Below are 11,740 nucleotides of genomic sequence, written 5' to 3'. Positions count from 1 at the left end.
GCTGTGGGGTTGGCTCCTAGACGGCCTGCGTCCCCGGCCGGCGCCGACGGCAGGAGTGGCTGAAGAGAGGCCTGCAAAGCCGAAAGTTGGTGTGCCCTCCTCGCTACCGAATCGAAACTGAGTTGAGGAGTTGGTGATGGCGCAAGTGCTCGAGGATTCCGGAAGACAGGTGATGATCTCTGTTGATCCGCACAAGGCGTCGTGGACCGCAGCCGCGGTCGACGCCTCGCTGCGACCGTTAGCCACCATCCGGGTCTCGGTCGGCGACGACGGTTACCGATCGCTTCGCCGATTCGCCCGGAAGTGGTCGAACACCCACTGGGCGATCGAGGGCGCAACCGGCCTGGGTGCGCCGCTGACGAGGCGCTTGAGCGAGGACGGTGTGGACGTGGTCGATGTCCCCGCGAAGCTGGCCGCGCGGGTGCGGCTTCTGTCCACCGGTCACGGCCGCAAGAGCGACGATGCTGACGCCGTGTCCGTCGGGGTCGCAGCGCTCACCGCGCACGGACTGACCACCGCCCGAATGGATGCCGCGGTCACCGCGCTGCGGGCGATCGTCGAGCAGATCGGGGCGGTGCCGGTGTAGCTGGCGAACGCGGCGGCCGAACGGAACCGGTGGATCGAACCGACCCGAGCGAGGATCTTGCCCGCGTTCAGCGTTCCGATCCCGCACAACTCGGTCAGGGAGGTGCCGGATACGGCGACCGCTGCCTCGATGTCGCTGGTGGCCTTGGCGATCCGCCGGTCCAGTTGCCGAATCTCACCAACTAGGTCGACCGCGAGGCCGCGCATAGTCTTGCCGGCGAGATCGCGGGGTCGGACTCGGCGCAACATCTCGGCGGCGCGGACGGCGCTCAGGCCACGGGGGGCGCCTGCGGGGATCAGGTGAGTGAGTACGACGTGGAGCCGGTTGACGGTTTGGGTGCGGGTCTTGACCAGGTCATCGCGGCGTCTTCGGGGGACGTCGTCCGCCACCGTCTTTCCCGCGCCGGAGACCGCCAACTGAACTGCGCCCTGCACACCATGGCTGTTACGCAGATCCGTAGAGACACACCCGGCCGCGCGTATTACCAACGAAAACGCGCCGCCGGAAAGAGTCACAGGGAAGCGTTGCGCTGCCTGAAGAGGCGGCTCTCGGACGTCGTCTATCGGCAACTTCTCCGCGACTCGGCGACAGAGCTGGCGGCAGGCCCGGGAGGACACTCGGGGGCGACTCTATCGTCCTGCGCGGCCGGCTGACACCCCGCACACCGGCACTTCGGACCAGTCACTTCCCGGACCTACCAAATTCCACCCTACAACCGGGGCCACAAGTTCGGCTTGACACAGAGAGGCGCCGTCTAATGGAAGCGCTCTTCGGCGCGGCTCTCACAAGCCGATCACGTGCCCCAGCGACTGGCAGGGTCACCGTCTACCTTCAGACCTCTCACACAGTCGGATGCCATCACAGCAGTGATCACCTTCCAGCAGGTCACTGCTCAGACTGCGCCCGGATCGGTAATATCTCAGGGACCTCCCGCCAGTCGCCTTGTGCGTGTCGGATCGTTGGTCCGACTCACCCATTAGGTGATGTCCCCACACCACTTCGAATCGACAGCCGTAGCGGTGAAGTCCCGCATCACCAGATCCGGAACGACCGGAGCCGACCTGTCCGCGATCGTCGTGCGCTTGCTGCGGCGCAGATGCCGGCCCACCACGCCGTTGATCCGCATCAACCGGGTCACCCGTTTCCGGTTGATTTTGCGCCCGCGGGAGCGGAGTTCGGCGTGCACCCGTGGGGCGCCGTAGGCGCTGCGGTGCTCGGCATGAATGGCGCGGATCTCGGCGACCGTCGCGGCTTCCTCGGCCTGGCGCTCGACTCGGGCCGGCTCGGTGGTCAGGTGCTTGTAGTAGCCGGAGCGGGAGGTCCCGAGCATCCGGCACAGCCGCAGCACGGAAGAACTCGGCACGCTGAGCGAAGATGAAGTCCCAGCGGCGGGTCTTCACTTCACCTCCTTGATGCTTCTATGTCAAGCCGCCGCCGAAAGTGGTCCTTGTGTACGGTTTTCGATTGAAGATTCGATGGTGCGCAGGACCTGAAATACCCGGTCGGAAACACGTCGGCGGAGGAGGCGCACTGCTTCCCGCTTCGTCTTCCCGGCTGCCTGCTGCTTGGCCACGTAGTCCCCACCCGGGCCGCCGCGCGCGACCTGCGTGGTGGCGATCGCGTGCAGCGCGGAGTTCACGGCACGGTTGCCACCGCGATTGAGGCGGACCCGCTCGTGGGCCGACCACACCGGGATCGGAGCGGTGCCGTTGAACTTCGCGTAAGCATCTTTCGGGCTCTCTTGCTCTGAATGTGGATGGCCCTGCATGTGGTAAGGCAGGTGGTGTGGGGGTGGGCGCACGGGCCGCCCGTAGGGTCGAAAGTTCCTACACAACCGGCCCAAAGGAGCTTGCCCGTGCGCGCCTCAACCCTACTCAACAGGCCGCTGTGCCTACCGAGGGCCACCGTCCGCGACGTCGAGATCCTCGACGAGCGGGTGGTGGTGAGGGTGCGTCCCCAACGCCGCCGGATGCGGTGCCCGTACTGCTCCTTCACGACCGTGCACCGCTACGACACCCGGGACGTCGACTCGTCGTGGCGGCATCTTGACCTGGGCGGACGGGTGTGTGTGCTCACCCTGCGGCGTCGGCGGTTGCGGTGCCCCGAGCACGGTGTACACGCCGAGGCGGTCGACTTCGCCCGCCCCGGCTCCGGGTTCACGACCGACTTCGAGGACCTCGCGGTGTGGCTGGCCACCAGGACCGACAAGTCCACGGTGTCGGTGTTCTGCCGGGTCACCTGGCGCACCGTCGGGGCCATGTGTTCACGGGTGGTCGCCGACAAACTTGCCCCGGACCGGTTCACGAATCTGGTCGACATCGGGGTGGACGAGATTTCGTGGCGCCGGCACCACAAGTACCTCACCCTCGTCTCCGACCACGAGTCCGGCAAGATCGTCTGGGGCACCGAGGGCAAGAACGCCGCCGCGCTCGGCACCTTCTTCACCGACACCCTGCCCGAGGGCGCGGCGCAGCGGATCGAGGCGGTGTCGATGGACCTCGGACCGGCCTACGTCAAGGCGGTACGCGAGCACGCCCCGCAGGCGACGATCTGTTTCGACCCGTTCCACGTCGTCAAACTCGCGACCGACGCCCTCGACGACGTGCGCCGCCAGGCGTGGCAGCTCGCCCGCACCCTGTCGGACAAGCAGATCGCGAAGACGTACCGGGGCGCCCGGTGGGCGCTGCTCAAGAATCCCGAAAACCTCACCGATAAACAGGCTTCGACGCTCGAGGCACTCAAACGCGACGGCGGCGCACTGGGACGGGCCTACGAACTCAATCCCACGGCGAACAGCGGTGCGTCAAGGAAGCCCTGCGCGCGGTCTTCGCGGGCGATCTCGGCGACGAGGAGACGATCGCGATGCTCGGCCGTTGGTGTTCGTGGGCGCAGCGTTGCCGCATACCGCAGTTCGTCAAGGTGGGCAAAACCATCCGGAAGCACCTCGACGGCATCCTCGCGGCCATCGCCCGCAGACTTGCAAACGGACGCCATGAGGGCCTGAACAACAAGGTCCGGCTGATAATCCGCCGGGCCTACGGATTCCACACCGCCGAGAACGCCCTCGCGCTGATCCTGCTCGCCTGCGGACCCGTCACCCTCACCCTCCCATATCACACGGCAACCCATCCACATTCATGACAGGAGAGCCATCTTTCGAGTGGAAACGTCGAGCGTCGGCCGTCTCGCCGATGATGACGGCGGCGGAGAGAACCCCGCACCCGGGTATCGAGAGTAGCGACGGCGCAATCCGCCGAACGCGGTCGCGGATCTGGCGCTCGAGATTGTTGACCTGCTCGGTCAGCTGCCGGCACCGGTCGAGAAGTTCGCGCGCGATCTGGGCGACCACACCGGTGAACGCGGTCAGCCGTTCGGCGAGCTCGTCCATGACGCAGTACCGCCGGATCCCCCGCACGGGAATCACCAGTTCAGGGTCTAGCTCGTGCAGGTGCCAGCGAAGCCGGTTGATGAGTTTCGTTCTCTCACAGATCAAATTGCGTCGGTGATCGGACAGGAGCTTGACCTCCCTGGTGGGTTCGTCCAGTTGGGCGATCGGCAGATTCTCCTCACGCAGCGCGGCCATCGCCACGGCGTGCGCGTCGATAGGGTCGGATTTTCCCGGCTGGCGGGCGCTGCGCCGATGCAGGGCCATCAACTGAGTCTTGACCCGCACGACCGCGTGGCCCCGGCGCAGCAGATCCGATTCGAGCCGCCGAGTCACGTGGCGGCAGTCCCGCCAGAAGTCCCGCTGCACCGCACGAGAGGGCTCCGGCCGGCCCGGTGAACGCATCGGAGGTCGCAATGCCCTGTCCGCCGCCCACTGCCGCCTGGTACCCACCGGCGCCTGAGACATCTGCTTGTTGCTGTATCCCATCGCACACCTCCGTCATCGAGGTGTTGCATCGACCGGTTGAGCCCGCCCAATATACCGCGCTGCGGTTCACGCAGCGGCTCGTGGATGCCGGCATCGCCCCGTCCACCGGAAGCGTCGGGGACAGCTTCGACCACGAGCTCGCCGAAAACCTGTGGTCGACCCTGAAGATCGAGTTGATCTGTTGGCCCGCAACCATTTTCGCAACCCGGACGGAAGCGGAGTGGGCGTTGTTCCGGTACATCGACGGCTGGTACAACGCGCGCCGGATTCAGGCCGGCCTGGGTGGGCTCTCGCCCGCCGAGTACGAACGATCCCATCAGGACATGCCGCACGAACAGGAGGCAGATATCATCCAGCCAGTGCTTGCCGGAGCCAGATAGAAAGGTCTCCGGAGAAGCGGGGGAATCTCATTGCTGTCAAAGAACGACCTCTGGCCGAGGCCCGGACGGGCGCTGTGCCCGCATCTCGAGCAGGGCGCCGGCCGGTGCGAGGAGTAACAGTATCCCGGGGATCACGAACCACCAGGCGAGCGTCGATGTTGCCGTGTCCTGGGTCGGGATACTCATCGCCACCCGAAAATCGGAGACATCACTTTCGATAATGGACGCCAGGCCCTGAAATCTGGGCAGGATCGTGTTCAGTTGACCCACTCCGGTGGCGACGTCGGGGAAATTCTGCACCATGAACCCCTGAAACTGCTCCGGGTTCATCTGGAGTGCCCCGGCGAGCGCGGGTAGAGTCTTGGCTTGCAGTTCGTCCGACATCGCCTGCACGACGTTCATGTCCGAACGTACTTGGTCAGCACCAGCGGTGGTAAATACCGGGCCGAATGTCGCATCGATCCGGTCGACGGCCGCGCCTTTCTCCGGGACGGACAGCACCACCGTCGCGAGCATGAGGGCCGCCCCGACCCCGACGCTGGCCCACAACGCCGACTTACCGACTGCCTGTCGTTCACCCCGAAGTGTGAAGAATAGCCCGGCCGCAGCCAGAAGCGTGAGGATCGCGCCAGGAATCCAGAACAGGAACGGCACCATAGTACTGGGCAGCCAGGCCGTCGGAATCTGGTCGGCCTTGGCGAAATCGGCCGACCGCGCCTCCAACCCGCCGACCAATCCATGGAATCGGGGCAGGATCGTGTTCAGCTGGCCCACACCCGTGGCGACGTCCCGGAAGTTGTCACCCAGGAACGCTTGGAATTGCGCGGGACTCATCTTCAGGGCGGCAGGCAACGCTGGCAGGGTCTGCGACTGCAGTTGGTCCGACATCGCTTGCACCGTGTTCAGGTCGGTGCGTGTCTGTTTCAGTGCCGCCGGGTCGAACCCGGCCGGAGATCTCCGGTGAGACGTTCGACCGCCTGGGTTTTGGCCAGCATGTCCGTCACGAACGGGACAGCCAACAGGCCGAGCCCGATAACGAGGATCGTGGTGAGGGCAATCTTTCTGGCGAGCACTCTGAGACTCCTTGCATACGATGCGGTGTCGGTGGCGTCGTCGCGGCTGATCTTGTCGGCGAGAACTTCTCTCCTGTTCAGAGGGGAGGCATTTTCGAGAGTGGGATGTGGGGTTTGTCGGCGATGAGGACTTCCGCGGTCAGGAACATCGCCGCGATGGACGCGGCGTTTTCCAGCGCCAATCGGGTTACCTTGACCGGATCCATGATTCCGGCGGCGATCATGTCACCGTACTCACCTGTTGCGGCGTTCAAGCCGTGCCCGATCGGGAGGTGTCGGACCTTCTCGACGACGACCCCGCCTTCGAGGCCGGCGTTGATGGCGATCTGTCTCAACGGTGCGTCGAGAGCCACCCGCAGGATGTTGGCGCCGGTAGCCTCGTCGCCGGTGAGATCGAGTGTGTCGAAGGCGGTGGCGGATGCCTGCAACAAGGCAACCCCACCGCCGGCGACGATGCCTTCTTCCGCCGCGGCCCGCGCGTTGCGGACAGCGTCCTCGAGCCGATGTTTGCGTTCCTTGAGTTCGATCTCGGTTGCGGCGCCGATCCGGATTACCGCCGCCCCTCCGCTGAGCTTGGCCAGACGCTCCCGGAGTTTGTCTTTGTCATAGTCGTCGGTCGATTGCTCGATCGCGGTGGTGATCTCCCTGAGCCGGCCGGCGACCGCGGTGGCGTCGCCTGCGCCGCCGACGATCGAGGTGTCGTGTTTGGTGATCAGCACCCGGCGCGCAGAGCCGAGCAGATCGAGGCTCGCCGCCTCGAGGGTGACCCCGATGGCCGCGGAGATGACTTGGCCGCCGGTCACGATGGCCATGTCGCGCAGCATCAGCTCACGCCGGTCGCCGAAGCCGGGGGACTTCACCGCCGCCGAGGTGAACGTGCCTTTCACGTTGTTGACGACCAGGGTCGCGAGAGCATCGTCGGTGACATCTTCGGCAACGATCACCAGCGGGCGACCCGTCTTCATCACCTTCTCCACGATGGGCGCCAGTTGGTTGACCGAGTTGATCACCGACGAGACCAGCAGGATGTAGGGGTTGTCGAGGACGACCTCGAGCCGTTCGAAATCGGTGACGAAGTACGGGCTGAGGTAGCCCTTGTCGAAGCGCAAACCCTCGACGAGGTCGAGTGTGAGGCCGAAGGTGTCCGATGCCTCGGCGGTGATGATGCCGTGCACGCCGACCTGGTCCAACGCCTCGGCCACAATGGCGCCGATGGCGGGGTCACCCGAGGAGATCGTCGCGGTCGCAGCGATCTGTTCTGTGGTTTCGATCGGTCTCGCCGCGTCGTTGATCGCCCGGATAACGTCGACCAAACCGGCGCCGATGCCGCGCCCTATCGCCAGGGGGTTGGCGCCGGCGGCGATGTTACGCAGGCCCTCGCGCACCATGGCCTGGGCGAGCACGGTGGCGGTGGTCGTGCCGTCACCGGCCACGTCGTCGGTCTGCTTCGCGACCTCTTTGACAAGTTCGGCGCCCATCTTTTCGTAGGGGTCGTCGAGTTCGATACTGCGGGCGACGGTGACGCCGTCGTTGGTCACGAGGGGTTTGGCGACGTCGCGGCCGAGCACCACATTGCGGCCCTTGGGGCCGAGGGTGACCTTGACGGCGTCAGCGAGTTTGTCCACTCCCCGTTCCAGGGCGCGCCGCGCGTCCTCGTCGAAGGCGATCATCTTGGCCACGTTGCCTGCACGCTCTTTCTGTCTCTGATGGAAGTCTTCCCCGCGGGGTCGACCTCGGGAACGGCCGCGTTACTTGTGCAACTGCGTCAAACTGCCTTCGGGCTTTGCGCGCGAGACCGAGACCTCCTTAGCGGAGGACACCGCGCCGACCGACGGAAATCAGCACCACAAACCGTGGCTGCGCTGGGTACGCGGAGAAGACGCGACGGCGCAGCCACGGGATCTGATCACCTCACGCGTGGATGATCACGCCGCGGATGTTCTTGCCGTCCCGCAAATCCTGATAGCCCTGGTTGACCTGGTCGAGGGTGTAGCGGGTGGTGATCAGGTCGTCGAGTTTGAGCTGTCCGGCGTCGTAGAGGCGCAGGAGACGCACGATGTCGTACTGCGGGTTGGACGAGCCGAACAACGTGCCCTTGATCGTCTTCTCGTTGAGGGTCAGATCGGTGCCCGAGACGTGCACGGTGAGCTTCGCCGGGTCCGCCAGTCCGGTGATCACCACGGTGCCGCCCTTGCCGATCACCGCGGTCGCCGCCGAGACCACGTCCTCGTCTACCGTGCCAACCAAGATCAGTGCCTGGTCGGCGCCCTGTCCCCAGGTGAGTTCGTTGACCTGCGCCGCGGCGCTTGCGGCGTCGGCAAAGGCATGGGTAGCACCGTACTTGAGCGCGGTGTCGCGTTTGAACGCCACCGGGTCAACCACCACGATATACTTCGCGCCCGCGCTCACCGCACCCTGGACGGCGTTGATGCCCAGACCACCGATGCCGTAGATGACGGTCGTGTCGCCGGCCCGCACACCGCCGGCGTAGACTGAAGTGCCCCAACCGGTCGGAACACCGCAGCCGACGAGCACCGCAGTCTCGAGCGGCAGCCAGTCGTCGATCTTGACTACCGAGTGCTGGGAGATGGTGGCGCGTTCGGAAAAGGTGCCGAGCATGCACATCGCCCCGAAATCCAGTCCGTTGCCGTGGAATCGGAAACTGCCGTCGGGCATGCACCCTTCGAGGATGGTGGCGCCCATGTCGCAGAGATTGGAGCGTCCAGTGGCACAGTACCGGCAGGTTCCGCAGTTCGGGATGAAGCTGCACACCACGTGGTCACCGGGTTTGACCTTGGTGACGCCGGGGCCGACTTCCTCGATGATGCCCGACCCTTCGTGGCCACCGACGATCGGATAGCGCGGTGGCAGGTCACCGTCGGTCAGGTGCAGGTCCGAGTGGCACAACCCGGCGGCGGTGTACTTGATCAACACTTCGCCGACGCCGGGACCATCGAGGTCGAGCTCCATGATCTCGAAGGGTTTCCCGGGTTCCAGCAACACCGCTGCTTTGGTTTTCACTTAATACTCCTTGTCGGTATGAGTTCGTCAGAGCGCGATGTTGACGGACTTGATCTGCGTGTACAGGTCGATGGCGGAGCCGCCGAGTTCACGTCCCCAGCCGGACTGCTTGTAGCCGCCGAAGGGCATCGCGGTGTCGAAGCCGTTGTACTGATTGACCCACACCGACCCGGCCTTGAGCTTCTTGGCCGTCCGGTGCGCCTTGGAGATGTCCTTGGTCCAGATGCCCGCGGCGAGTCCGTAGATGGAATCGTTGGCCGCGGCGAGGACACCGTTGTCTGCGTCGAACGGCAACGCGGCCACCACGGGGCCGAAGATTTCTTCGCGGACCACACTGAACTCTGGTTTGACGTCGACGAACACCGTCGGCTCGACGAAGTACCCGCTCTCGCCCCACCGTTTGCCGCCAGTCAGAGCCCGTGCCCCGTCGGCCAACCCGTCTCGCAGGTAACCGGTGACCTTGTCGAACTGTTCCTGCGAAATCAGCGGACCGAGTTGGGTGGCCGGATCCATCCCGGGACCGATCTTGACCTTGCTCGCAGCCTCGGCCACCGCCCCGGTGAAGTCGTCGAAGATCCGGTCCTCCACGTACAGCCGGGTGCCGGCGACGCAGCACTGCCCGTGGTTGAACAACCACGCGTTGAGCGAACCTTCGACGGCGAGGTCGAAGTCGGCGTCGGCGAACACCACATTGGCACTCTTGCCGCCGAGTTCGAGAGACACCTTCTTCAGGTTGCCCTTGGCCGCGTCGACGATCTTCTTGCCCACCTCCGTCGAACCGGTGAACGCGATCTTGTCCACATCCCCGTGCCCGGACAGCGCCGCTCCCGCGTCCCCGAATCCGGTGACGATATTGACCACACCCGGTGGGAACCCGGCTTCTTGGAACACTTCTCCGAGCAGCAGCGCGGTGAGCGGGGTCTGTTCGGCGGGCTTGAGGATGACGGTGTTACCCGCGGCCAGGGCCGGCGCCAGTTTCCAGGCGGCCATCAGCAACGGGAAGTTCCACGGCACGATGAGTCCGCACACCCCGACCGGCTCGCGCAGGGTGTAGGCGTGGAACTCTCCACCGGGGGAGAACGGCATGGAGACGTTGATGGTGGAGCCTTCGATCTTGGTGGCCCAGCCGGCGTAGTAGCGGAAAACATCCGCCGACCAGGCGACGTCGACTGCGGTGGCGATCCCCGCCGACTTGCCGTTGTCGAGTGCTTCGAGCTGGCCGAACTCCGCCGCGCGTTCGCTGAGGATGTCGCCCACCCGCCACAACAGGCGTTCGCGTTGGTTCGGCTTCATCGCGGGCCACGGACCGGTGTCGAACGCCGTGCGGGCGGCGCGGACCGCCCGATCGATGTCCTCGGCCTGGCCATGGGCCACCTCTGTCAGGGTGGCCCCAGTGGCCGGGTCGGTGGTTGCGAAGGTTTTGCCCGACGCGGCGTCCACCCACGCGCCATCGATCAGAAGCTTCTTGTTGCCATTCAGGAACCCGCGAACCGCGGGCAAGATCGGGTGTTCTGCTACAGCTGTCATCGCAAATCTCCTGGAGACAAATTTCGTGAATGAGACCTATTAGTGGGCGGCTTGTCGCTGGCTCTGTGCAAGCGGCTACCCCGTATGCCCCGCAGGTGGCGTAGCAGCCGGAGGCTTCGTACGGGGGCGGCACGCGTACGACGGTGACGGTGGACCCCCGCAGCCCGGGGGCGTATCGAGGATCCTTTTGCATCGTGAACCCGACTTCGGTGTGCAGTGTTGATGAATCGCACTTCACTCACGCTGGGAGCTGGGCGGTTTCGACGGCCGGATAGAACTTGTCGGCGTGGATTCGTACCTCCGGCAGGCCCTTGGCTTCGAGGAGTCGGCCGACGGCGTCGCACATCTCCGGCGCACCGCACAGATAGGCGTCATAGAGTGAGGCGTCTTTGATGTCTTCGGCGATGGCTCGGGTGACCCGCCCGACGCGCCCGTTCGGCGGCAGTGTGTCGGGCGAGCCTTGCGACAGGCACGGAATGAATTGGAAATCGCGCAACCTTCGCGACAGCTCGGCGAGTTCGTCGAGATACACCAGATCACCGGCAGTGCGGGCTCCGTAGTAGAACCGGATCGGGACGTCGATGTTCTGCTCGGCGGCGTCGGTCAGAATCGACAGGAGCGGCGCGATGCCGGAGCCGATCCCGACCGCGATCACCGGGCGACCGGTCTCCCGGAGGAACATCGTGCCGAACGGCGCCTCCAGATGCAGATGCGATCCGGGCTCGATCCGATCGAGCACGGTGGTGAACACCCCGTTCTGCACGCGTTTGATGCAGAAGGTCAGTTCGCGTCCCGAACTCGGCGGGTTCGCCAGCGAGTAGGAGCGGCGTTCCCCGGTGTCGAGGGTGAACTCCGCGTACTGACCGGCCCGAAAGCTCAGCGGATGGTCCAACGCGACCCGTAGTTCGACCAGGTTCGGCGTCAGCGTGCGCTGGTCGAGCACCGTCACCCGCCGGGGCGATGGAGGTGTCATCGGCGGCAGTTTCTCCACACCGTCGTGCTGGTCGATCTCGATTACCAGATCGCTCTTGGCGTAGGCGCAGCAAAGCAGGATCGCCCCGTCCTCGCGTTCGTTGCGTGGGATCGCGTAGACCGACCCCGCCGAGTCGTCGACGTCGCCGTCGAGCAGCCAGTGCTTACACGAGGAGCAGTTCCCGTGCCGACATCCATATTGCAGGTTGATGCCGTTGTGCAGGGCGGCGGTGAGAATGTCCTCGTCCTCGCCGACGGAGAATTCTTCCCCGGTCGGCTCCAGTGTTACGTGTGCCATCGACTGTCC

The 11,740-nt window shown here is 65.2% G+C and carries 12 protein-coding genes and 4 pseudogenes; 6 read left to right on the top strand and 10 right to left on the bottom strand.

What is annotated here, in order from left to right:
* Window positions 1-136: 136 nt before the first annotated feature.
* Window positions 137-502 (top strand): annotated as a pseudogene (locus GFS60_RS35820) (IS110 family transposase); the annotation flags it as partial.
* Here GFS60_RS35820 and GFS60_RS39660 read toward each other — a convergent pair.
* Window positions 442-675 (bottom strand): transposase, encoded by a 234-nt coding sequence (locus GFS60_RS39660; protein ID WP_236603731.1) that lies wholly within the window; start codon window positions 673-675, stop codon window positions 442-444. The pseudogene GFS60_RS35820 and the gene GFS60_RS39660 overlap by 61 nt on opposite strands.
* Between GFS60_RS39660 and GFS60_RS39655 the strand changes: the two genes are divergently transcribed.
* Both GFS60_RS39655 and GFS60_RS35810 read left to right on the top strand, forming a co-directional pair.
* Window positions 616-771, top strand: a complete 156-nt coding sequence (locus GFS60_RS39655; protein ID WP_236603740.1) for a hypothetical protein — start codon at window positions 616-618, stop codon at window positions 769-771. The two genes, GFS60_RS39660 and GFS60_RS39655, sit on opposite strands and share 60 nt — an antisense overlap.
* 201 nt (window positions 772-972) lie before the next feature.
* Window positions 973-1,324: pseudogene (locus GFS60_RS35810) on the top strand (transposase); the annotation flags it as partial.
* Window positions 1,325-1,565: 241 nt separating this feature from the next.
* Here the strand turns inward: GFS60_RS35810 and GFS60_RS35805 are convergent.
* Both GFS60_RS35805 and GFS60_RS39650 read right to left on the bottom strand, forming a co-directional pair.
* Window positions 1,566-1,998 (bottom strand): annotated as a pseudogene (locus GFS60_RS35805) (IS3 family transposase); the annotation flags it as partial.
* An 11-nt stretch (window positions 1,999-2,009) separates the two neighbouring features.
* Complete coding sequence (locus tag GFS60_RS39650) at window positions 2,010-2,354, bottom strand: transposase (protein ID WP_236603696.1); 345 nt, start codon at window positions 2,352-2,354, stop codon at window positions 2,010-2,012.
* On the opposite strand from GFS60_RS39650, the pseudogene GFS60_RS35800 reads away from it, so the two are divergent.
* A pseudogene (locus GFS60_RS35800) lies at window positions 2,337-3,353 on the top strand (ISL3 family transposase); the annotation flags it as partial. The gene GFS60_RS39650 and the pseudogene GFS60_RS35800 overlap by 18 nt on opposite strands.
* A 95-nt stretch (window positions 3,354-3,448) precedes the next feature.
* A complete protein-coding gene (locus GFS60_RS40555; RefSeq protein ID WP_442972228.1) occupies window positions 3,449-3,727 on the top strand; it encodes a transposase in 279 nt (92 codons plus the stop codon).
* Here GFS60_RS40555 and GFS60_RS35790 read toward each other — a convergent pair.
* Window positions 3,687-4,307 carry an IS110 family transposase gene (locus GFS60_RS35790; RefSeq protein WP_442972232.1) on the bottom strand — a complete coding sequence of 207 codons (621 nt, stop codon included), beginning with the start codon at window positions 4,305-4,307 and terminating at the stop codon, window positions 3,687-3,689. The genes GFS60_RS40555 and GFS60_RS35790 overlap by 41 nt on opposite strands.
* A 233-nt stretch (window positions 4,308-4,540) precedes the next feature.
* Here GFS60_RS35790 and GFS60_RS35785 point away from each other — a divergent pair, with 233 nt between their 5' ends.
* On the top strand, window positions 4,541-4,840 hold the full coding sequence (locus tag GFS60_RS35785) for an IS3 family transposase (protein WP_159929271.1): 300 nt from the start codon (window positions 4,541-4,543) through the stop codon (window positions 4,838-4,840).
* 36 nt (window positions 4,841-4,876) lie between these two features.
* On the opposite strand, the gene GFS60_RS35780 is transcribed toward GFS60_RS35785, so the two are convergent.
* From GFS60_RS35780 to GFS60_RS35760, 6 genes are all read right to left on the bottom strand, one after another.
* Window positions 4,877-5,728 carry a hypothetical protein gene (locus GFS60_RS35780; protein ID WP_236603694.1) on the bottom strand — a complete coding sequence of 284 codons (852 nt, stop codon included), beginning with the start codon at window positions 5,726-5,728 and terminating at the stop codon, window positions 4,877-4,879.
* A gap of 35 nt (window positions 5,729-5,763) precedes the next feature.
* The gene (locus GFS60_RS39645; protein ID WP_236603693.1) at window positions 5,764-5,913 is read right to left on the bottom strand and encodes a hypothetical protein; all 150 of its coding nucleotides are present in this window, start codon (window positions 5,911-5,913) and stop codon (window positions 5,764-5,766) included.
* Window positions 5,914-5,990: 77 nt separating this feature from the next.
* A complete protein-coding gene (gene groL / locus GFS60_RS35775) occupies window positions 5,991-7,592 on the bottom strand; it encodes a chaperonin GroEL (protein WP_201453712.1) in 1,602 nt (533 codons plus the stop codon).
* Between the two features lie 232 nt (window positions 7,593-7,824).
* Window positions 7,825-8,934: an NDMA-dependent alcohol dehydrogenase gene (locus GFS60_RS35770; protein WP_159929269.1), complete on the bottom strand. Its 1,110-nt coding sequence runs from the start codon at window positions 8,932-8,934 to the stop codon at window positions 7,825-7,827.
* A gap of 27 nt (window positions 8,935-8,961) precedes the next feature.
* A complete protein-coding gene (locus GFS60_RS35765; protein ID WP_159929267.1) occupies window positions 8,962-10,461 on the bottom strand; it encodes an aldehyde dehydrogenase family protein in 1,500 nt (499 codons plus the stop codon).
* Window positions 10,462-10,699: 238 nt separating this feature from the next.
* Entirely contained in the window at window positions 10,700-11,731 is a 1,032-nt protein-coding gene (locus GFS60_RS35760) for a 2Fe-2S iron-sulfur cluster-binding protein (protein WP_159929265.1), read from the bottom strand.
* Window positions 11,732-11,740: the final 9 nt, after the last annotated feature.

Origin of the sequence: Rhodococcus sp. WAY2 (genome assembly GCF_009859915.1) — a bacterium.
In the GTDB taxonomy this organism is placed as follows: domain Bacteria; phylum Actinomycetota; class Actinomycetes; order Mycobacteriales; family Mycobacteriaceae; genus Rhodococcus_F; species Rhodococcus_F oxybenzonivorans.
This window is presented reverse-complemented; position numbering and strand designations above follow the sequence as displayed.

Bases quoted from the DNA above. Each gene is read 5' to 3' on its own strand.
- GFS60_RS35765 (WP_159929267.1), bottom strand. From the start codon at position 10,461: ATGACAGCTGTAGCAGAACACCCGATCTTGCCCGCGGTTCGCGGGTTC.
- GFS60_RS35760 (WP_159929265.1), bottom strand. From the start codon at position 11,731: ATGGCACACGTAACACTGGAGCCGACCGGGGAAGAATTCTCCGTCGGC.
- GFS60_RS35780 (WP_236603694.1), bottom strand. From the start codon at position 5,728: ATGTCGGACCAACTGCAGTCGCAGACCCTGCCAGCGTTGCCTGCCGCC.
- GFS60_RS39650 (WP_236603696.1), bottom strand. From the start codon at position 2,354: ATGCAGGGCCATCCACATTCAGAGCAAGAGAGCCCGAAAGATGCTTAC.
- GFS60_RS40555 (WP_442972228.1), top strand. From the start codon at position 3,449: ATGCTCGGCCGTTGGTGTTCGTGGGCGCAGCGTTGCCGCATACCGCAG.